This is a genomic window from Acidovorax sp. Root70 (assembly GCF_001428225.1).
In the GTDB taxonomy this organism is placed as follows: domain Bacteria; phylum Pseudomonadota; class Gammaproteobacteria; order Burkholderiales; family Burkholderiaceae_C; genus Acidovorax.
This window is the reverse complement of sequence record NZ_LMHQ01000008.1, coordinates 1-20391: the sequence shown is the minus strand read 5'-3', so window position 1 is coordinate 20391 and position 20391 is coordinate 1. Positions and strand designations below refer to the sequence as shown.

The window sequence follows — 20391 nt, the reverse complement described above, 5'->3', positions numbered from 1 at the left end:
CATGGCGGATCACTCGCCGGGCGGTGGTCCCGATATGCCCTTGAGTGGTGTGGGGCTGGAGGGGGAATCCCTCCTGCTGGCTGAGGAGTCGGAGGCGCTGGCAGAGGCAGAGAGCGAACTGCGTTCGCTGCAGATAAGCCTAGCCCAGCATGCCGAGCGGCTGGACCGCGCGCTGGTGGATCTGGTTCCGGAGTTCTCGCGTAGCTATCTGCAGCAACTGTTGGCCCAGGGGCTGGTCAGCCTGAATGGCAGGCCGGCTCTCAAGGCAGCCGCGCGGGTCAAGGCCGGCGACCAAGTGGTGCTGGAAATGCGGCCCACGCTCCAAAGCCAGGCCTTCCGGCCCGAGCCGATGGCTATCGATGTGGTGTACGAAGACGAGCACCTGCTGGTGGTGAACAAGCCCGCAGGCCTGGTCGTGCATCCTGCACCAGGCAACTGGAGCGGCACCCTGCTCAACGGCCTGCTGGCCCGCGACAACAAGGCACTTCTGGTACCCCGGGCGGGCATCGTCCACCGTCTGGACAAGGACACCAGTGGCCTCATGGTGGTCGCCCGGGACCGTGCGGCCATGGACGCTTTGGTGTCCCTGATTGCCGAGCGCAAGGTCAAACGCCAGTACGTGGCCATGGCGCATGGTGCCTGGGCCGGGGCACCGACCCGCTCGGTGGATGCTCCCATCGGGCGTGACCCACGAAACCGCCTGCGCATGGCGGTGGTGGACCTGGCGGTGCACCCGGGCAAAACCGCCCGCACCGATTTCGTTTGTCTTGAGCGGGCCGAGCAGGGGTGCTGGGTGCAATGCACCTTGCACACGGGGCGCACACACCAGATCCGTGTGCACATGGCCTCGTTGCGCCACCCGCTGGTGGGTGATGCCCTGTACGGTGGTGCGCCGGTCGGGGCCTTGCAACGCCAAGCCCTGCATGCCTACCGGTTGGCTTTTGCGCATCCCGTGTCGGGTGTGGCCCTGGAGTTTCGCGCCCCTGTGCCAGCCGATATGCGCGAGGCACTGTCAGAATGGGGCCTGGGCTACAATGCGCCCTGACCGGTTTCGCCGGGCCTAGCCTGCTGCTGGAATCCCGCCAGGCTCTACCAACGCTCCAGCGCCATTGCGCGGCGCCCCAATGATTGCCCCTGCTGTTGATGTGACACCCGTTGCAACGCGTGGCACTTTTCCAGGAATCGCTGAACCATGAACACGGTGGATGCCAAAAGGGTCCTCGAAACTGCGTTGATCTGCGCGCAGCAGCCCGTGCCTGTGCGCGAGTTGCGTGTGTTATTCAACGATGCGCTGGGGTCCGACACCCTCAAAGTGCTGCTGCAGGAGCTGCAGCTTGACTGGGCACAGCGCGGGGTAGAGCTGGTGCAGGTGGCGACCGGGTGGCGGTTCCAGAGTCGTCCCGAAATGCGGGAGTACCTGGACCGTCTGCACCCTGAAAAGCCGCCACGATACACCCGTGCCACGATGGAGACCTTGGCCATCATTGCCTACCGGCAACCCGTCACGCGCGGCGATATCGAGGACATTCGCGGCGTGACGGTCAACAGCTTGATCATCAAGCAGTTGGAGGACCGGGGTTGGGTGGAAGTCATTGGCCATCGTGAAACGGTGGGGCGCCCGGCGCTGTTTGCTACCACCCGCCAGTTTCTGGATGATATGGGCTTGCAGTCGCTGGACCAACTGCCGGTGCTCGACGACCCAACGGGCAGCGTGAATGTGCTGGAAGCCATGGCCGCAGCCGCTCAAGGAGCCTTGGAGTCCGAGCCCGATCTGCTGGCGGTGTTGCCGCAGGAAGCCAGCAGCGCGCAGGAGCCTCTGGGGGCTATCTCTGGTGAGGGCAGTGTGCAGCCCGTAGATGATTTTTTTGAGAATGTGGAGACTGATCTCCGCGTCGACCATGGTGATGCCCCAGGTGGCATCCAGGGAAATACTTGATGAACGACTCGACCCCCGAAAATCCGGCTGAACTGCCTGGGTTGAATGCTGCTGACGCGGTGCCTGCGGCCAAAAAACCGGCAGCGAAGCGCGCCCCGCGCAAGAAAGCGGCCCCAGGCGCCGTTGAGGCGGCCGGGCTCGAAGCCGCGGCTGTGGAACCTGTTGCCATTTCAGGCCCTGCGTCTGACGCGCCCGTGGCCGAAGCGCCAGCGCAGGAGGTGCGGGCAGCGGTCGTGGAATCTGAGTCGACTGCTCTGGTCTCTGCGGCAGAAGGCGAAGGCGGCCCCTTGTCGCAAGAGCGCAGCCCCCGCGACGAAATTCGCCGACGTTCTCCACATCCTGAGGGGGCTGGGCGTGACAAGCGCAAAGCTGCGGCCGCGGTAGAGGGCTACCAGTTCGAAGACGTGGTGTCGGGTCGATTCGACGAAGAGGACGCCTCTGCAGACGCGGTGCCGCCCAAGCGGGTGCTGTTGCCACAGGTCGAGACTCCCAAATTGCACAAAGTGCTGGCCCAGGCCGGCCTGGGGTCGCGTCTGGAAATGGAGCAGTTGATTCTGGAGGGGCGCATCTCGGTCAATAACGAGCCCGCTCACATCGGTCAGCGCATTCAATTTGGCGACCAGGTCAAGGTCAATGGCAAGCCGATCCGCTACCGCATTGATCCACCCCCAGCGCGCGTGATTGCCTATCACAAGCCCGTTGGTGAGGTCGTTACCCATGACGATCCGCAAAACCGCCCCACCGTCTTTCGCAAGCTGCCCCGGCTTATGCAGGGCAAGTGGCAGTCCGTAGGACGCCTGGATCTGAACACTGAAGGCCTGCTGTTGTTCACCAGCTCGGGCGAGTTGGCCAACAAACTGATGCATCCCCGTTTCGGCTTGGAGCGCGAGTATGCCGTGCGCGTGCTGGGTGCTCTGAGCAACGAGGAAAAGCAAAAGCTGCTGGACGGTGTGCGCCTGGATGACGGTATGGCATCGTTCGGCTCCATCGAAGATGGCGGTGGAGAGGGTTCCAACTGCTGGTACCGGGTGACCATCTCCGAAGGGCGCAATCGTGAAGTGCGCCGCATGCTCGAATCCGTGGGCCATGCCGTCAGCCGCCTGATCCGCATCCGTTACGGCGCGATGGTGTTGCCGCGCGGTCTCAAGCGTGGAGCCTGGCTGGAGCTGGACGAGAGCGATATCCGTGCCCTGGTTCAGGCTGCAGGCGCCGGGCGCCCGGCGCCCGTTGAGGGACACTCCGAAGGGGGCGACGCTGGCGGGCGTAGCGGCAAGCCTCGCAACCGTGGTCGTGGTGGCCCACGGGGTGATGGCGCGCGCCGCGATATGTCGCAACCGCCGGTCCCAGGCGGACCCCGTGGGCAGAAGCCGCGCCGCGATGGAGGCCAGAGCGCTGCCCGTGGCAACAACAGCGCTGCTGGTGGTGATCGCCAGCGGGGAGGTGCGGCGCAGCCCGATCCGATGAAAACTTCCGTGGGTTACATCGGCATGGACAGTCTCTCTCGCCACCGTCAGGACAAACGCCGCCCCGGTGGCGGTGGTCCCCGGCGTGGAGGTGGTGGGCGCTGAGCGCTACTTCCGTCACACTCCCCGGTTAGAATCGAGGGCTTTGTCCGATGGACAAACGAATCACAGCAACAACCATTCAGGAAATCAACATGGCAATCGAACGCACTCTCTCCATCATCAAGCCCGACGCAGTGGCCAAGAACGTCATCGGTCAGATCTACGCACGCTTTGAAGCCGCTGGCCTCAAGGTTGTGGCAGCCCGCATGGCTCACCTGTCCCGCCTGGAAGCCGAACAGTTCTACGCAGTGCACAAAGCGCGTCCTTTCTTCAAGGACCTGGTGGACTTCATGATTTCCGGTCCCGTGATGATTCAGGCCCTGGAAGGCGAAAACGCCATCCTGAAGAACCGCGAACTCATGGGTGCTACGGACCCCAAGAAGGCCGAAGCCGGCACGATTCGCGCTGACTTCGCTGACAGCATCGACGCCAACGCTGTGCATGGCTCCGACGCCGCTGAAACAGCCCAGGCAGAAGTGGCTTTCTTCTTCCCCGGCCTGAACATCTACTCGCGCTGAGATGCTGATGCTCCCCATGCCTGTTCCCGTCATTCCGGGGAGTCTGCGTCATGGGGCTGGTTGTGCCCGCTCCATGGAGAGCTCGGCACCATGAGCACGAACCTGCTGGAGTTTGACCTCGACGGCTTGGCTGAGTTCTGTGAGCGGCTGGGGGAGAAGCGGTTTCGCGCTACCCAGTTGTTTCGCTGGATCCACCAGCGCGGTGCCAGTGAGTTTGATGCCATGAGCGATCTGGCCAAAGCCTTGCGCGACAAACTCAAAGGGTGCGCGCGGGTGGAGGCTTTGCCCGTCATCTCCGAGCATGTCTCTGCAGACGGGACGGTGAAGTGGCTGTTTGATGTGGGTGATGGTAATGCCGTCGAGGCAGTGTTCATCCCTGAGGATGACCGCGGAACCCTCTGTGTGTCATCGCAGGCGGGCTGTGCGGTAGGCTGCCGTTTTTGTTCCACAGGCCATCAGGGCTTCAGCCGCAATCTGACCGCGGGCGAAATTGTTGCCCAACTGTGGTTTGCCGAGCATTCCCTGCGGAAACGCCTGCAGACAGAAGACCGCGTGATCTCGAACGTGGTCATGATGGGCATGGGTGAGCCGCTGCAGAATTATTCGGCACTGGTGCCTGCGCTGCGGGTCATGCTGGACGATCACGGTTATGGCCTGTCGCGGCGCCGTGTGACGGTATCGACCTCGGGTGTAGTGCCCATGATGGACCGTCTTTCGCAAGACTGCGCCGTGGCATTGGCTGTCTCTCTGCATGCGCCTAATGACCCCTTGCGGGACAACCTGGTGCCGTTGAATCGCAAGTACCCGATTCATGAGTTACTGGATGCTTGCAAACGCTACCTGGAGCACGCGCCCCGAGATTTCATCACTTTCGAGTATTGCATGCTCGACGGTGTCAATGACCAAATGGATCATGCCCGTCAGTTGATCGATTTGGTGAAGCGCAGTGGCATCCGCTGCAAATTCAACCTGATTCCTTTTAATCCTTTTCCTGCGTCGGGGCTGTTGCGTTCGCCGCAGAATCAGGTGCTGGCTTTTGCCGAGGTCTTGAGCGATGCGGGCATCGTTACCACGGTGCGCAAGACGCGCGGTGATGACATCGATGCCGCATGTGGTCAGTTGGCGGGAGACGTCAAAGACCGCACCAGGGCTGCTGAGCGCATGGCAAAGCAGCGCACAATCGTGCTCAAACCGGTGACTTGATCAGGCAGTCGGCAAACTTCAAGGAGGCTCTACATGGCGGGATTGGTTGGACGCTGGCAGCATTTTGGCCGCTGGACACTCACGGCATGCAGTGCGGTGGTTTGCGTATGGGGGCTTCAGGGGTGTGCGACAAACACCTCGTCTGCCGTCAGTGACGCCGATGCAGGTCTGGTGACGCCGTCCGATGAGCCAGAGTCGCGGCGCCGCGCACGCATTCGGCTGGAACTGGCCTCCAACTATTTCGAATTGGGACAGACGGCGGTTGCTCTGGACGAGGTCAAGCAGTCGCTGGCTGCGGACCCTTCCTATGCCGACGCGTTCAATCTGCGTGGCCTGATTTTCATGCGCCTGAGTGACTATGCGCAGGCGGAAGACAGTTTCCGCCGCGCCCTTTCGTTGCGGGCGAACGACTCCAACGTACTGCACAACTACGGCTGGCTGATGTGCCAGCAGCAAAAGTACGTGGAGGCCGACCCGTATTTTGTGCGTGCCATTGCCAATCCCGCGTATACCGCCCGAGGCAAAACGTGGATGGCCCGGGGCCTGTGCCAGTCGGGGGCCGGACAGTTCCCTGAAGCGGAGCAGTCGTTCCTGAAGGCCTATGAATTTGATGCTGCGAATCCGGTAGTGGGTTACCACCTCGCAGCTCTTCTGTTGCGGCGCAACGAGTTGTCGCGCGCGCAGTTTTACATTCGACGACTCAACAACAGTGATTTCGCCAATTCCGAATCGCTGTGGCTGGGCATCAAGGTGGAGCGCGCTTTGGGCGACACCGTGGCAATGAGACAACTGGCTGCCCAGTTGCGCAAGCGCTTCCCGGACTCCCGGGAGCTGGGTGCATACGAACGCGGGGCTTTCAATGAGTGAGGTGGCAGAGAGTGGAATGACAGCGGGCGGGTTGCTCAAAGAGGCTCGGCAGGCGGCAGGCATGCACATCGCGGCTCTGGCTGTTGCACTGAAAGTACCCGTCAGCAAATTGGAGGCCCTGGAGGCGGACAACTACACGGTGCTGCCAGACACCGTATTTGTCCGAGCGCTCGCGTCGAGCGTGTGCCGAACCCTCAAGGTGGACCCTGCGCCTATTTTGTCTTTGTTGCCGCAAAGCCAGAGCCCTCGCTTGTCCGTGGACAGTGCTGGTATCAACGCGCCTGTGAAGGGGAGTGCGGGCAAATCGTCTGCTTCTTCATCGTCTTCGTTCGGTGGGGCAGGGTCTACCTCGCGTCCTGTGGTGCTGGTGGTTCTAGCACTGTTGGTCGGTGCCCTGGTTTTGTTCCTTTTTCCACGGCATTCCACGCCGGTGGATGTCGCTATTTCGACGCCCGGTGCCGTGCCTGACGCCTTGCCTTCTGGTCCTGCCGAGCCAACACCCGCGATGGAGCCCTCGGCTCCACAGAGCCCTGCTGAGGCGGTGGCTGCTGTTCCGTCCGCTGCGGTCGCGGCGGCTCCGGCGCCTGCTGCCGCTGCAAGCAACGCAACGCCTGGCATGGCAGTTCCGGCGGATGTGGGCGCTGAGGCTTCGACCGGCGCGTTGGTGTTGCGCGCACGCGCTTCATCCTGGGTGCAGGTTCGAGACGCCAATGGCGCACTGGCATTGCAACGCAACCTGGCGGCGGGAGAGTCGGTGTCGGTGTCGGCGCCCACTCCACTCGCGGTGATAGTCGGTCGCGCGGATGCTACCGAGGTGATTGTTCGTGGAAAGCCGTTTGATCTGACGGCGGTCGCTCGTGAAAACGTGGCGCGTTTCGAGGTGAAATAGTGGAAAACTCCCCGCTTGATTTTGGACCAGTGGCGATTGCATCGCCGTTGCCTCGGCGTTCGCGTCAGGCAAAGATCGCCTGGGGGTCGCGTGTTGTGACCGTAGGCGGTGACGCCCCTGTGCGGGTGCAGTCCATGACCAATACCGACACAGTCGACGCCATCGGGACGGCGATCCAGGTGAAGGAGCTTGCCCAGGCGGGTTCGGAGTTTGTCCGCATCACGGTCAATACCCCCGAGGCGGCGGCGGCGGTACCTTACATCCGCGAACAGCTGGACCGCATGGGTGAAAGTGTTCCGTTGGTTGGTGATTTTCATTACAACGGACACCGCCTGCTCACCGAGTTTCCCGACTGTGCCCAGGCCTTGTCCAAGTACCGAATCAACCCTGGCAATGTGGGCAAGGGCGACAAGCGCGACAAGCAGTTCGGCCAGATGATCGAGGCTGCCATGCGCTGGAACAAGGCCGTGCGCATCGGCGTCAACTGGGGCAGCCTCGACCAGGAACTCCTGGCTGAGCTGATGGATGCCAATAGCCGCCGCAGCACTCCCTGGGAGGCGCGTCAGGTCATGTACGAGGCCCTCATCACGTCGGCCATTGAGTCTGCGCGCCGTGCAGAAGCCATGGGCTTGGATGGCAACCAGATCATCCTGTCCTGCAAGGTCAGTGGAGTGCAGGATTTGATCTCCGTGTACCGCGAACTGGCACGCCGCTGTGACTACGCTTTGCACCTGGGGTTGACGGAGGCAGGCATGGGTACGAAGGGAACGGTCGCCTCGGCAGCCGCCTTGTCCGTGCTGCTCCAAGAGGGTATTGGCGACACGATTCGTGTGTCGCTGACGCCCCAGCCTGGCGAGGCTCGAACCCAGGAGGTGGTCGTGGCATCCGAAATCTTGCAGGCGTTGGGCATGCGGGTTTTTGTGCCCAGCGTCACTGCGTGCCCTGGGTGCGGCCGCACGACCAGTACCACCTTTCAAGATTTGGCCAAGCAGATCGATGATTTCTTGCGCGCGCAAATGCCAGTATGGCGTGTGCGTTATCCGGGCGTTGAGACGTTGCGGGTCGCAGTCATGGGCTGCATCGTCAATGGCCCCGGCGAAAGCAAGCATGCGGACATTGGAATCAGTCTGCCGGGTACGGGTGAGGCCCCCGCTGCCCCGGTCTTCATCGACGGGGAAAAAGCAATGACCCTGCGTGGTGATGACATCGCCAATGAATTCCATCGCATCGTCGAGCAGTACATCGAAAAGCGTTTTGGCGCCAAGGTACCTGCTTGACCGATAGCGCTGCCGTGGCCTGCCCTGAGGCGAAATTCAGGGAGGTGGTCGGTGCAGCTTTTGTCAATTTCTGCCAGACATAGAAAAGAAGCGCTGTGAGCAACGAAAAAAGCACTGCCTCGTCCAAGCCAGAAAAACTGGTCGCGGTGAAGGGCATGAACGACATCCTGCCTCCGGAATCTGCCCGCTGGGAGTGGCTGGAGGCCAAGGTCCGCGATCTGATGTCGCGTTACGCCTACCGCAATATCCGTACTCCTATTGTGGAGCCCACGCCGTTGTTTGTGCGCGGGTTGGGTGAGGTCACCGATATTGTCGAAAAGGAGATGTACTCTTTCGAGGATCGCTTGAATGGTGAACAGCTGACGCTTCGTCCCGAGGCGACAGCGGGCGTTGTGCGCGCGGTGGCTGAGCACTCGATGCTGTACGAAGGTGGAAAGCGGCTCTACTACATGGGCCCCATGTTCCGCCACGAGCGCCCCCAGCGCGGGCGCTATCGACAGTTTCACCAGATTGGCGCGGAGGCCTTGGGTTTTCCGGGCGCTGAGGTGGATGCCGAGCTGATCCTTCTGGCCGCCGCTCTTTGGCGTGATCTGGGTCTGCAAAACGTGCGCCTCGAACTCAACAGTCTGGGTCAGCCAGACGAGCGCAAGGCGCACCGGACGGCGCTGATTGCGTATTTGGAACGGCACGCCGACTTTCTTGATGAGGAGGCGCGTCGGCGTCTCCATAGCAACCCTTTGCGTATCCTCGACACCAAGAATCCGGCGATGCAGTCGATGGTTGAAGCTGCGCCTCGGTTGATCGATTTTCTGGGGCCGCAGTCTCTGGGCCACTTCGAAGCGGTCAAGGCCATTCTGGATGCGAACGGAGTAGCGTGGACCGTGAATCCCCGTTTGGTCCGCGGTATGGACTACTACAACCTCACTGTCTTCGAGTTTGTGACGGATCAGTTGGGCTCGCAGGGCACCATCTGCGGTGGTGGCCGCTACGACTACCTGATCGAACAGATCGGCGGCAAGGCTGCACCCGCAGTGGGTTGGGCATTGGGGGTGGAGCGCGTATTGGAGTTGCTCAAGGAGCAGCAAAGCGCGCCCCCCTCGTTGGCTCCTGACGTCTATGCCATTGTTCCCTCCACTGCGGTTTTACCTCGGGCCGTGGCCACCATCGAGCAATTGCGCCAGCACGGTGTTTGCGTCCAGATGCATGCTGCCCCCTCGCTGGAGGGCATGGGCAGCATGAAGTCGCAGTTCAAGAAGGCTGATGCCAGTGGTGCCCCGTACGCGCTGGTATTTGGCGATGATGAGCTGTCCCGTGGCATGGTGACTGTCAAAGCTTTGCGTGACGGAGCGGGGGCTCAAACCGAGCGTCCTCTGGACTCGGTCGCCCAATGGTCTGCCACCCTACAATCCACCCGCTAAACCAATCACATTCCATGGCAAATCATCTCGACCTTGAAGAACAAGAGCAGCTAGACCAGCTCAAGCATTTTTGGAACACCTGGGGCACACTGATCAGCTCGGTGATCATCGTCGTGGCGGGAGCGGCCGCTGCATGGAACGGTTACCAGTACTGGCAAACCCGTCAGGCCGCACAGGCGGCTGCGTTGTTCGATGCAGTGGATGTGGCTGCGCGATCTGCAGACAACGCCCGCATGGAACAAGCTTTTGCCGATTTGAAATCCAAATATGCCGGGACCGTTCAAGCGGGGCAGGCGGGCTTGACCCTTGCCAAGGCCATGCAAGGCGCTGGCAATGCCAATGGCGCCAAAGAGGCGCTTGCCTGGGTGGCAGAGCAATCATCAGACGAGGGGCTGAAGGCCTTGGCCAAGTTGCGATTGGCTGGCGTGCTGATGGACCAAAAGAATTACGACGAAGCGCTCAAGCAACTGTCCGGCAGCTTTGCGCCAGAGTTTTCCTCTGTTGTCGCTGATCGCAAAGGTGATGTCCTGGTGCTTCAGGAAAAGCGCCAAGACGCGATTACCGAGTACACCAAGGCCTATAAGGGCTTTGAAGACAGTGTCGAATATCGCCGTCTGGTGGAAATCAAGCTGAATGCGCTGGGTGTCTCACTGCAAGGGGTGGCCGTGGCCGCTGCCGCCACCGCAACATCCGCGGAGTCCAAGTAAACATGACATTGCCTCTCAACACTCGGTCTGGACGCCAATTTCTCGCACGTGGTCTGGTGCTGGCGGTCGCGGCTGCCTCGCTGGCTGGTTGTTCATTGTGGAGTGCTGACAAGTCCAAGCCGGTACCCGCCGACCTCGGAGCCAATGTGGCTGTGCTGGGTGTGCGACAAGCCTGGACTGCGCGCGTCGGCAGTGTTGTGGGGCTGCCCCTGGAGTCGCACGTTGCAGGGAGCGTCGTGACCGTTGCCTCGGCCGATGGAACTGTGGCTGCCCTGGATGCGCGCACGGGCGGAGACATCTGGCGGGCATCTCTTGCCGAGCCTCTGTCGGCAGCTGTGGGCAGTGATGGGAAGTACGCTGCGGTGGTGTCGCGCAACAATGCGCTGATCTTGATTGATGGGGGCCGAGAGCGTTGGCGTGAGGCACTTGCGGCCCCAGTGTTCACGCCACCCCTCGTTGCAGGGGGGCGTGTATTTGTATTGTCAGCGGACCGCTCGGTGTCTGCCTTTGACTCGTCAACAGGTCGTCGCCTCTGGGCACAGCAACGCCCCGGGGAGCCCTTGATATTGCGCCAGGCCGGTGTCTTGCTTGCAGTGGGCGATACCCTGGTGGTTGGTTTGTCGGGCCGTTTGGTCGGTTTGAATCCTGATAATGGCAGTGTGCGTTGGGAAGCTCCCATTGCCAGCGCGCGGGGCACGAATGACGTGGAGCGCCTCGTGGAGTTGGTGGGCCGCACCAGCCGGGCAGGAGAAACGGTGTGTGCGAGATCCTTTCAGGCCGCAGTCGGGTGTGTGAATACCGCCAGGGGGCAGACAGTCTGGACGCAACCCGCCAGCGGAGCGGATGGTGTTCACGGCGATGCCGAAGCTATTTTTGGTGCGGAAAGCAACGGAACTCTTGTTGCGTGGCGTCGTGCCGATGGCTCACGGCTGTGGAGCATCGACAGACTCAAGTACCGCAAACTCACGGCGCCGCTGCTTTTGGGGCGCTCGGTGGTGGTTGGTGACGATGCGGGCCTAGTGCATTTGCTGTCTCGTACCGATGGCTCACCCCTGAACCGCCTGGCGACAGATGGGTCTGCTATTGCAGCTGCCCCGGTGGTGGCCGCCGATACGCTGGTGGTTGTTACCCGCAATGGCGGCATTTACGGATTCCGTCCAGATTGATCGGTCTTATTCAATGAAGCCAGTAATCGCCCTCGTGGGGCGTCCGAATGTCGGCAAGTCCACGCTCTTCAATCGCCTGACCAAGTCACGGGACGCCATCGTTGCCGATTTTGCAGGACTCACGCGTGACCGACATTACGGTAACGGCAAGCAAGGAAAGCACGAGTACATCGTCATCGATACGGGTGGCTTTGAGCCTGATGCCTCCAGTGGCATCTACCGTGAGATGGCCAAGCAAACCCAGCAGGCGGTTGCTGAGGCGGATGTGGTGATTTTTGTGGTGGATGCGCGTGCGGGAGTCTCTGCGCAAGACCATGACATCGCCAATTATTTGCGCCGTTTGGGAAAGCCCTGCGTGCTGGTCGCCAACAAGGCGGAGGGCATGCTCCAGGGCGCTCAGCTCGCTGAGTTCTATGAACTGGGACTGGGTGAGGTTTATCCTGTTTCCGCAGCGCACGGTCAGGGTATTCGCAGCTTGGTAGATATTGCTCTGGAGCCTCTGAATTTGCCCGAGCCTGACGACTTGGACGCACAACTGGACAAGGGCGTCATCAAGCTTGCCGTGGCGGGGCGGCCCAACGTAGGCAAATCCACCCTGATCAACACGTGGCTTGGCGAGGAGCGGCTGGTGGCATTCGACATGCCTGGCACTACCCGTGATGCCATCACCGTGCCTTTTGAGCGCAATGGTCAGCGGTTTGAACTGGTGGACACGGCGGGTTTGCGTCGCAAGGGCAAGGTTTTCGAGGCCATTGAAAAATTTTCGGTGGTGAAAACGCTCCAGGCTATCGAATCTGCCAATGTGGTGCTGCTATTGCTCGATGCCACCCAGGGTGTGACGGACCAGGATGCGCATATCGCTGGCTATATCTTGGAGAGCGGGCGTGCGGTGGTTTTAGCGGTGAACAAGTGGGATGCCGTCGATGACTACCAGCGCCAGCTTCTGGAGCGCTCTATCGAGACACGGCTTGCATTTCTGAAGTTTGCCTCTTTGCATTTCATTTCCGCGAAAAAGCGCCAGGGGCTTGGTCCATTGTGGACATCCATTGCACAGGCCCACCGGGCGGCTACATGCAAGATGTCCACACCAGTTCTCACGCGTCTGCTGCTGGAAGCTGTTCAGTTTCAAAGCCCCAAGAGGGCGGGCATGTTCCGTCCCAAAATGCGGTATGCGCACCAGGGTGGCATGAATCCGCCCGTGATCGTGATCCATGGCAATTCGCTGGAGCATGTGACCGATGCCTACAAGCGATTTCTGGAGGGGCGTTTCCGCAAGGAGTTCGATCTGGTGGGAACTCCTTTGCGCATAGAGATGAAGACCTCTCACAATCCGTTTGCGGACAAAGACGAAGCCTGAAGATAAAGGCTGTTAAGCCAGGGGGGCATGCATGCTGAGGCTGGTGTGCAGCCTCGGCTGTGGTAAGGTGCTGGTTTACAACAACACTTGAACACGGAGAATATCGTGAGCAACAAAGGCCAGCTTTTGCAAGACCCCTTCCTCAACGCATTGCGTCGGGAGCATGTTCCGGTGTCCATTTATTTGGTCAACGGGATCAAGCTGCAGGGGCAAATCGAATCTTTCGACCAGTATGTGGTGTTGCTGCGCAATACAGTGACACAAATGGTCTACAAGCACGCGATTTCTACGATCGTGCCCGGTCGTGCAGTCAATTTCTCCACGTCAGAAACCCCCGATGCGGACAGCGGCAACCTTTGAGTTGTTGCCTGGGGGCGAATCTCGCTGTCGGAGCGAGGCGAATAGGAAAGAGGGTGGGTGGCTTTGAGTTCGGCTGTGTCATCCTCGGCCACTAGCACCCCGGTACTGCTGGTAGGTGTCGATTTTGGTCTTCCTCATTTCGATGCAGAACTCGAAGAGCTGGGGCTACTTGCCCAGACGGCTGGTATGCAGCCCGTCGCCCGGATCACCTGCAAGCGCAAGGCGCCAGATGCGGCACTGTTCATTGGCAGCGGCAAGGCGGATGAGATTCGCACGTTAGCCCAGATGCATGGTGCGGTGGAGATATTGTTCGATCAATCGCTCAGTCCCGCTCAGCAGCGCAACCTGGAGCGCCACATTGAACTCCCGGTCAATGACCGTACCTTGCTGATTCTGGAAATCTTTGCGCAGCGTGCGCGCAGCCACGAAGGCAAGCTTCAGGTTGAACTTGCCAAGCTGCAGTATGTGAGTACCCGGCTGGTGCGACGTTGGTCTCACTTGGAACGCCAAACGGGCGGCATTGGTGCCCGTGGCGGTCCTGGCGAAAAGCAGATCGAACTGGATCGACGCATGATTGGCGACGCGATCAAGCGCACAAGAGAGCGCCTGGTCAAGGTCAAACGTCAGCGGTCCACCCAGCGGCGCCAGCGCGAGAGACGCGATACGTTCAATATTTCACTCGTTGGATACACCAACGCCGGTAAGTCAACGCTTTTCAATGCTTTGGTGAAAGCGCGGGCATATGCCGCTGATCAGCTCTTTGCGACGCTGGATACCACGACACGCCAGTTGTATTTGGCAGATGCGGCGCGGTCAGTATCTCTGTCCGATACGGTGGGTTTCATCCGTGATCTGCCACACGGACTGGTGGATGCGTTCCAGGCCACGCTGCAAGAGGCGGTGGATGCTGATCTCCTGCTCCACGTTGTGGATGCTTCCAACCCCGATTTCCCAGAGCAGATGGAGCAGGTGGAGCGGGTTTTGCAGGAGATTGGCGCATCGGACATTCCACAGATACTGGTGTTCAACAAGCTTGATGCGTTATCAGAAGAACGGCGCCCAGCCGTGCTCGTGGATCAATACGAAGTGGGAGGACAGCTACTCTCCCGCTTGTTTGTAAGTGCTCGTTCGGGTGAAGGTCTTGATGAGTTGCGTCGTGCTCTAGCTGCCAGGCTGCTGGCCGGGCATTCGGATATGACCCCAGCAGACGCCCTTGAATTGCCGGATGCGCTGCCTTGATTGGGCACAATGCAAGATCGAATGATGCCATCAGAGAACCAGAGATTTTCCGCATGAATTTTCATACTCGCACCCTACGCTGGGCTTCACTGCCAGACCGTATTCGGGGCATGTTCAATCTGAACGATCCACGCTGGGGTCGCGGGGATGATAAGGCTGAGGACGGTAGCGCGCGCCCCGAAGATCGACCCTCAACCCCCCCTGGAGGGCAGAGAGGTGGGGATCAGCGGCCCAGCAATGGCCAGCAGCCGCCTGACCTTGATGAGCTGTGGCGCGACCTCAATCGCAAGCTTGGGAGCATGTTTGGTATCAAGAATGGTTCTGGCCGTGGCCCTGGAGGAGGGGCAGGCGGCGGTTTTCAGCCAGATATGAAAAGCGCGGGTGTCGGTGTTGGCTTGATCGCTGGCATTGCATTCGTGATCTGGATGGGTACCGGATTCTTCATTGTGCAAGAAGGACAGCAGGCCGTCATAACGCAATTCGGTAAGTACAAAAGCACTGTGGGCGCGGGTTTCAACTGGCGCTTGCCCTACCCGATCGAGCGCCATGAGCTCGTTTTCGTGACTCAGATTCGTTCTGCCGACGTGGGGCGTGATACGGTCATCAAGAGTACGGGCTTGAGAGAGTCGGCCATGCTGACCGAAGATGAAAACATCGTAGAGATCAAGTTCGCCGTTCAGTATCGCTTGAGCGATGCCAGGGCATGGCTGTTTGAAAGCAAGAACCCCTCGGACGCGGTGGTGCAAGCTGCTGAAACCGCAGTGCGCGAGGTGGTTGGCAAGATGCGCATGGACACGGCGCTGGCGGAGGAGCGTGATCAGATAGCGCCCCGCGTTCGCGCACTCATGCAAACTATTTTGGACCGTTACAAGGTCGGCGTCGAAGTTGTCGGCATCAACTTGCAGCAGGGTGGCGTGCGCCCCCCGGAGCAGGTGCAGTCCTCCTTTGATGATGTGCTCAAGGCGGGGCAAGAGCGTGAGCGCGCGAAGAACGAAGCCCAGGCTTATGCGAACGACGTGATTCCGCGTGCTGTGGGCTCGGCCTCCCGTCTGAACGAAGAGGCGGCTGCGTACAAGGCAAAGATCGTTGCGCAGGCGCAGGGTGATGCGCAGCGTTTTGGATTCATTCTGGCGGAATATCAAAAGGCTCCGCAGGTGACCCGCGATCGCATGTATTTGGACACCATGCAGCAGATTTACGGCAGCGTGACCAAGGTGCTGGTGGAGTCGCGCCAAGGTTCCAATTTGCTGTACCTGCCGCTCGACAAAATCATGCAGGGCGTTGCGAGCGGTTCTGGAGCGCTGGATGCGCCTGCAACGAGCAGTCCGGCTTCAGCGACTCCTCCTGTGGCCCCTGCCCCCACATTTTCGAATGACCCTCGGGCGCGCGACACTGGTCGTACCCGTGAACGTGAATCCCGTTAGGAGCAGTTCGTGAACAGAGTCGGTTTTATTGCGTCCACCCTCTTGGTGGTGCTTGCGCTCATGAGCTCCATGCTTTTTGTCGTAGACCAGCGGCAGTTCGGAGTGCTGTATGCCCTGGGACAAATCAAAGAGGTCATCACTGAGCCTGGCCTCAATTTCAAGCTTCCTCCGCCATTCCAGAACGTCACCTACATCGACAAGCGTTTGTTGACCTTGGACAGCACGGATGCTGAGCCCATGTTGACTGCGGAAAAGCAGCGCGTCGTGATTGATTGGTATGTGCGCTGGCGTATTTCCGAACCCACCGAGTACATTCGTAACGTGGGGCTGGACGAGACGGCTGGAGCCATGCAGCTCAATCGGGTGGTTCGCAATGCTTTCCAGGAAGAAATCAATAAGCGCACGGTGAAAGAGCTGCTCTCTCTGAAGCGGGAGGCGCTGATGGCTGATGTCAAGCGCGAAGTATTGGAGACAGTTCGCGGTTCCAAGCCCTGGGGGGTTGACGTGGTGGATGTCCGCATTACCCGTGTGGACTATGTGGAAGCTATCACCGAGTCCGTGTACCGGCGCATGGAAGCCGAGCGCAAACGCGTGGCTAACGAATTGCGCTCCACCGGTGCGGCCGAAGGCGAAAAAATTCGTGCAGATGCGGATCGTCAGCGTGAGATCGCGATTGCCAACGCCTATCGGGACGCTCAGAAGCTCAAGGGCGAAGGTGATGCGGAAGCGGCTCGTATCTATGCTGAAGCCTTTGGCAAGGATCCGCAATTTGCTCAGTTCTATCGCAGCTTGGAAGCTTACAAAGCCAGCTTCAACAAGAAGAGCGATGTGATGGTGGTAGACCCCTCGTCTTCTGATTTCTTCAAGGTCTTTCGTGGCCCGGTTGCCGCGTCGGTACCTGCAACACCTCGCAAGTAGATAGTGCCGGAGGCGAGGGGGAATGATGTGGGACAGTCTCTGGACGGCTTTTGCCTTAGTGCTGGTGATTGAAGGTTTTCTGCCTTTCCTTTCCCCTCAAATCTGGAAACGCGTGATTGGGCAGATTGCGCAATTGCAGGATGGTCAGATACGCTTCTTCGCATTGCTAGCTCTTGTAACGGGCGTTCTGATGCTTTGCTTCTGACGGCTGTCACACGTCCCGACCAGGAGATTCCTTGGGGAGTCTCGCCCGGTCCCGGTAGAATCACGGTTTTAACAGCCTCCCCTTTTCTCCATGTCTGCTTGGGTCCTTCCGGATCACATTGCCGATGTCTTGCCGTCCGAAGCGCGGCACATCGAAGAATTGCGTCGCGGGCTGCTTGATACAGCCCGTTGTTACGGTTATGAGCTGGTGATGCCACCGCTGCTGGAGCATCTGGAATCTCTCCTCACCGGCACCGGTGAAGCGCTGGATCTGCAGACCTTCAAGCTGGTAGATCAGCTTTCCGGTCGATCCATGGGACTGCGGGCTGATACCACTCCGCAAGTCGCTCGCATTGATGCGCATCTGCTCAATCGCAAAGGTGTGACACGTCTTTGCTACTGTGGCCCGGTGTTGCACACACGCCCTGATCGCCCGCACGCTACCCGCGAGCCGCTTCAGTTTGGAGCTGAAATCTATGGGCATACTGGGGTAGAAGCTGATCTGGAAGCGTTGCAGTTAGCCAGGGAGTGTCTGCGGGTCGCCAATGTCCGCGACACCACCATTGATCTGGCGGACGTTCGCATCGTTCGCAATCTGCTCGCTGGCGTGAGTGTAAGTCCGCAACTGTTGCGCAGCATTCATTCCGCTTTGGCCGCCAAGGATTCGGGTGAGCTGTCTTCTCTGACGCAGGGTTTCCCTGAGGAGTCCCGACAGGGCCTTCTTGCCCTGGTGCAGTTGTATGGGGATTCTTCTGTTTTGGCAGAGGCAGAAAAGGCGCTCAAGCGCATATCAGGCATGCCTGAGGTGCTATCAAATTTGAAATGGTTGGCTTCGCGCCTCGAGGGGGCTTCTGTCACTTTCGATTTAGCCGATCTTCGTGGCTATGCCTACTACAGCGGCGCGCGTTTCGCGATCTACGCGACGGGTGCCAGCGATGCCCTGGTGCGTGGAGGACGGTACGACGAGGTGGGGGCGGTATTTGGTCGAAATCGCCCTGCAGCGGGATTCAGTTTGGATATTAAACAGGTGGTTGGCGTGGTGCCGCCACGTGCGCTGAAGGCGGCGATCCGTGCGCCTTGGGGTGAGGCTGCGGATGTGAATGCGGCGATCACGGAACTCCGGTCCGCCGGCGAGACGGTGGTGTGTGTGTTGCCTGGGCACGAGAGTGAGGTGGACGAGTTCCACTGTGATCGTGAACTGGTTCAGGTTGCGGGCCGTTGGGTCGTGCAGGCTGTTTGAGCAATTGTCATTTGAATTGGGTTTGAGATGAAAGCAACCAAAGGTCGCAACGTGGTGGTGGTCGGTACCCAGTGGGGCGACGAAGGCAAAGGCAAGTTGGTCGATTGGCTGACGGAAAGCGCTCAAGGTGTTGTGCGCTTTCAAGGGGGGCACAACGCTGGTCACACACTGGTGATCAATGGTGTGAAGACGGCACTGCATTTGATTCCGAGCGGCATCATGCGTCCGGGGGTCAAGTGCTACATCGGCAATGGCGTGGTTCTCTCTGCAGCCAAGTTGTTCGAAGAAATCGAGGGCTTGGAAAAAGCAGGCGTCGAGGTCCGCTCGCGTCTGCGTATCAGTGAGGCTTGCCCGCTGATCCTCCCTTTTCACGCTGCAATCGATGTCGCGCGCGAGGCCGCCCGGGAGCAGGGGGGCGCAGAGAAGATCGGTACTACGGGTCGTGGCATTGGCCCGGCTTATGAAGACAAGATCGCCCGCCGTGCCTTGCGCGTGCAGGACTTAAAGTATCCCGAGCGTTTTGCCGCCAAGCTGCGTGAATTGCTGGATCTGCACAACCATGTGCTCACCACGTATCTGGGTTCTGCAAAGTTCGTTTTCGGCGACGCGCTGAAGCCCTACATCCAAGATGGCAAAGTGCAGTTCGATGTGGTTTACGCCGAAGCCATGCGCCATGCAGAGTTGCTCAAGCCCATGATGGCGGATGTGTCGCGCGAACTGAATGAAGCCAATAGCGTGGGCGCGAATCTTCTTTTCGAGGGCGCGCAAGGGACCCTGCTTGATGTGGACCACGGCACATATCCCTATGTCACTTCCAGTAACTGTGTGGCTGGGAACGCTGCAGCGGGGTCTGGCGTGGGCCCGGGCATGCTTCATTACATTCTCGGTATCACCAAGGCATATTGCACTCGTGTTGGCGGCGGGCCTTTCCCCACGGAACTGGATTGGGAAGTCCCTGGCACCCCTGGTTATCACATGAGCACTGTGGGTGCCGAGAAGGGGGTGACGACAGGGCGTAGCCGGCGTTGTGGTTGGTTTGATGCGGCTCTGTTGAAGCGCAGTGCCCAAGTCAATGGCCTGACGGGCCTTTGTATTACTAAGCTGGATGTGCTGGACGGACTGAGCGAGTTGCTGTTGTGCACTGGCTACGAGCTCGATGGCCAGCACATTGATTTGCTACCTATGGGTGCAGAGGACATTGCGCGATGCACGCCGATCTATGAAACATTGCCTGGGTGGACCGATTCCACAGTTGGGGTGACTGAATACGACAAGCTGCCAGAAAGCGCGCGTCGCTATCTTGAGCGGATCGAGCAGGTGACAGGCGTGCCGATCGATATGATCTCAACCAGTCCTGATCGCGACCACACGATCATGATGCGCCACCCTTATGTGGCCGTCTGATCTACAGCCTTGTTCTGCCGCTACCCACTAAGCGCCCACCATTCAGGAGTCATCCCACATGTTGACCGAAGACGGAAAACATCTCTACGTCAGCTATGACGAATACCACAGCCTCATCGAAAAACTGGCACTCAAGGTGCACCAGTCGGGCTGGGAATTCGACACAATCCTCTGCCTTGCGCGCGGTGGATTGCGACCAGGTGACATCCTCAGTCGTATCTTTGACAAGCCGCTGGCCATCATGTCGACCAGCTCCTACCGGGCTGAGGCAGGTACGGTGCAAGGGCATCTTGATATCGCACGCTTTATCACCACACCAAAGGGTGAAATTGCCGGAAAAGTACTCTTGGTCGATGATCTGGCCGACTCCGGGCACACCTTGCATGCGGTGATCAACATGCTCAAGACCAACTACGCGCCCATCACCGAATTGCGCAGTGCCGTGATCTGGACGAAGGGGCTGTCGACGTTTTCTCCGGACTACTCGGTGGAGTTTTTGCCGAGCAATCCTTGGATCCACCAGCCTTTCGAGGGCTATGACAGCTTGAGTCCTGAAAAGCTTTTGGAAAAGTGGCGCGTTTGATTTTCTTTGCATCCGCCTAAACCGTGCTATAGTCGAGGGCTTCGCTACTGAGACTTGAGCGCAAAAGTGTTCAGGTGCTATGGGTGGTTTGTGGTGGTGCTTCGGTGCTGCTGCGG

At 59.6% G+C, this 20391-nt stretch carries 20 protein-coding genes; all 20 read left to right on the top strand.

From position 1 onward, the window contains the following. Position 1 precedes the first annotated feature (1 nt). The 20 genes from ASD94_RS05710 (at position 2) to ASD94_RS05620 (ending at position 20275) form a co-directional block, all read left to right on the top strand. Complete coding sequence (locus ASD94_RS05710; protein WP_082576775.1) at positions 2–1045, top strand: RluA family pseudouridine synthase; 1044 nt, start codon at positions 2–4, stop codon at positions 1043–1045. Between the two features lie 147 nt (positions 1046–1192). After that, a complete protein-coding gene (gene scpB / locus ASD94_RS05705; RefSeq protein WP_056639782.1) occupies positions 1193–1936 on the top strand; it encodes an SMC-Scp complex subunit ScpB in 744 nt (247 codons plus the stop codon). After that, positions 1936–3504: a pseudouridine synthase gene (locus tag ASD94_RS05700; protein WP_056639778.1), complete on the top strand. Its 1569-nt coding sequence runs from the start codon at positions 1936–1938 to the stop codon at positions 3502–3504. The genes scpB and ASD94_RS05700 overlap by 1 nt, the downstream gene beginning before the upstream one ends. Positions 3505–3593: 89 nt before the next feature. Beyond that, positions 3594–4019, top strand: coding sequence for a nucleoside-diphosphate kinase (ndk, locus tag ASD94_RS05695; RefSeq protein ID WP_010464162.1), 426 nt, complete (start codon positions 3594–3596; stop codon positions 4017–4019). A gap of 90 nt (positions 4020–4109) precedes the next feature. Further along, complete coding sequence (gene rlmN, locus ASD94_RS05690; RefSeq protein ID WP_056639774.1) at positions 4110–5222, top strand: 23S rRNA (adenine(2503)-C(2))-methyltransferase RlmN; 1113 nt, start codon at positions 4110–4112, stop codon at positions 5220–5222. A 33-nt stretch (positions 5223–5255) separates the two neighbouring features. Next, on the top strand, positions 5256–6089 hold the full coding sequence (gene pilW, locus ASD94_RS05685) for a type IV pilus biogenesis/stability protein PilW (protein ID WP_056639771.1): 834 nt from the start codon (positions 5256–5258) through the stop codon (positions 6087–6089). A 16-nt stretch (positions 6090–6105) separates the two neighbouring features. Then, entirely contained in the window at positions 6106–6978 is an 873-nt protein-coding gene (locus ASD94_RS23070) for a helix-turn-helix domain-containing protein (protein WP_082576774.1), read from the top strand. Beyond that, positions 6978–8255: a flavodoxin-dependent (E)-4-hydroxy-3-methylbut-2-enyl-diphosphate synthase gene (ispG, locus tag ASD94_RS05675; RefSeq protein WP_056639765.1), complete on the top strand. Its 1278-nt coding sequence runs from the start codon at positions 6978–6980 to the stop codon at positions 8253–8255. The genes ASD94_RS23070 and ispG overlap by 1 nt, the downstream gene beginning before the upstream one ends. A gap of 155 nt (positions 8256–8410) precedes the next feature. Beyond that, a complete protein-coding gene (gene hisS / locus ASD94_RS05670; protein WP_056640086.1) occupies positions 8411–9673 on the top strand; it encodes a histidine--tRNA ligase in 1263 nt (420 codons plus the stop codon). 14 nt (positions 9674–9687) lie between these two features. Next, a complete protein-coding gene (locus ASD94_RS05665; protein WP_056639761.1) occupies positions 9688–10380 on the top strand; it encodes a tetratricopeptide repeat protein in 693 nt (230 codons plus the stop codon). Positions 10381–10382: 2 nt separating this feature from the next. Further along, positions 10383–11546, top strand: a complete 1164-nt coding sequence (bamB, locus tag ASD94_RS23065; protein ID WP_082576772.1) for an outer membrane protein assembly factor BamB — start codon at positions 10383–10385, stop codon at positions 11544–11546. A 13-nt stretch (positions 11547–11559) separates the two neighbouring features. Beyond that, positions 11560–12903, top strand: coding sequence for a ribosome biogenesis GTPase Der (gene der, locus ASD94_RS05660; protein WP_056639758.1), 1344 nt, complete (start codon positions 11560–11562; stop codon positions 12901–12903). Between the two features lie 105 nt (positions 12904–13008). Further along, positions 13009–13263 (top strand): RNA chaperone Hfq, encoded by a 255-nt coding sequence (gene hfq / locus ASD94_RS05655; protein WP_056639755.1) that lies wholly within the window; start codon positions 13009–13011, stop codon positions 13261–13263. Between the two features lie 63 nt (positions 13264–13326). Beyond that, positions 13327–14502, top strand: coding sequence for a GTPase HflX (gene hflX, locus ASD94_RS05650; RefSeq protein ID WP_056640083.1), 1176 nt, complete (start codon positions 13327–13329; stop codon positions 14500–14502). A 53-nt stretch (positions 14503–14555) separates the two neighbouring features. Further along, positions 14556–15926: an FtsH protease activity modulator HflK gene (gene hflK, locus ASD94_RS05645; RefSeq protein ID WP_056639752.1), complete on the top strand. Its 1371-nt coding sequence runs from the start codon at positions 14556–14558 to the stop codon at positions 15924–15926. A 9-nt stretch (positions 15927–15935) separates the two neighbouring features. After that, positions 15936–16844, top strand: coding sequence for a protease modulator HflC (gene hflC / locus ASD94_RS05640; protein WP_056639749.1), 909 nt, complete (start codon positions 15936–15938; stop codon positions 16842–16844). A 22-nt stretch (positions 16845–16866) separates the two neighbouring features. After that, positions 16867–17049, top strand: a complete 183-nt coding sequence (locus tag ASD94_RS05635) for a DUF2065 family protein (RefSeq protein ID WP_056639746.1) — start codon at positions 16867–16869, stop codon at positions 17047–17049. Positions 17050–17139: 90 nt separating this feature from the next. Continuing rightward, positions 17140–18288 (top strand): ATP phosphoribosyltransferase regulatory subunit, encoded by a 1149-nt coding sequence (locus ASD94_RS05630; RefSeq protein WP_056639743.1) that lies wholly within the window; start codon positions 17140–17142, stop codon positions 18286–18288. Between the two features lie 27 nt (positions 18289–18315). Beyond that, positions 18316–19692: an adenylosuccinate synthase gene (locus ASD94_RS05625; protein WP_056639740.1), complete on the top strand. Its 1377-nt coding sequence runs from the start codon at positions 18316–18318 to the stop codon at positions 19690–19692. A 58-nt stretch (positions 19693–19750) separates the two neighbouring features. Continuing rightward, positions 19751–20275, top strand: a complete 525-nt coding sequence (locus tag ASD94_RS05620; protein WP_056639737.1) for a phosphoribosyltransferase — start codon at positions 19751–19753, stop codon at positions 20273–20275. Positions 20276–20391 lie beyond the last annotated feature (116 nt).

Coding starts and splice junctions, on each gene's coding strand:
- ASD94_RS05710 (WP_082576775.1), top strand. CDS start 2: ATGGCGGATCACTCGCCGGGCGGTGGTCCCGATATGCCCTTGAGTGGT.
- scpB (WP_056639782.1), top strand. CDS start 1,193: ATGAACACGGTGGATGCCAAAAGGGTCCTCGAAACTGCGTTGATCTGC.
- ASD94_RS05700 (WP_056639778.1), top strand. CDS start 1,936: ATGAACGACTCGACCCCCGAAAATCCGGCTGAACTGCCTGGGTTGAAT.
- ndk (WP_010464162.1), top strand. CDS start 3,594: ATGGCAATCGAACGCACTCTCTCCATCATCAAGCCCGACGCAGTGGCC.
- rlmN (WP_056639774.1), top strand. CDS start 4,110: ATGAGCACGAACCTGCTGGAGTTTGACCTCGACGGCTTGGCTGAGTTC.
- pilW (WP_056639771.1), top strand. CDS start 5,256: ATGGCGGGATTGGTTGGACGCTGGCAGCATTTTGGCCGCTGGACACTC.
- ASD94_RS23070 (WP_082576774.1), top strand. CDS start 6,106: ATGACAGCGGGCGGGTTGCTCAAAGAGGCTCGGCAGGCGGCAGGCATG.
- hisS (WP_056640086.1), top strand. CDS start 8,411: ATGAACGACATCCTGCCTCCGGAATCTGCCCGCTGGGAGTGGCTGGAG.
- ASD94_RS05665 (WP_056639761.1), top strand. CDS start 9,688: ATGGCAAATCATCTCGACCTTGAAGAACAAGAGCAGCTAGACCAGCTC.
- bamB (WP_082576772.1), top strand. CDS start 10,383: ATGACATTGCCTCTCAACACTCGGTCTGGACGCCAATTTCTCGCACGT.
- der (WP_056639758.1), top strand. CDS start 11,560: ATGAAGCCAGTAATCGCCCTCGTGGGGCGTCCGAATGTCGGCAAGTCC.
- hflK (WP_056639752.1), top strand. CDS start 14,556: ATGAATTTTCATACTCGCACCCTACGCTGGGCTTCACTGCCAGACCGT.
- ASD94_RS05635 (WP_056639746.1), top strand. CDS start 16,867: ATGATGTGGGACAGTCTCTGGACGGCTTTTGCCTTAGTGCTGGTGATT.
- ASD94_RS05630 (WP_056639743.1), top strand. CDS start 17,140: ATGTCTGCTTGGGTCCTTCCGGATCACATTGCCGATGTCTTGCCGTCC.
- ASD94_RS05625 (WP_056639740.1), top strand. CDS start 18,316: ATGAAAGCAACCAAAGGTCGCAACGTGGTGGTGGTCGGTACCCAGTGG.
- ASD94_RS05620 (WP_056639737.1), top strand. CDS start 19,751: ATGTTGACCGAAGACGGAAAACATCTCTACGTCAGCTATGACGAATAC.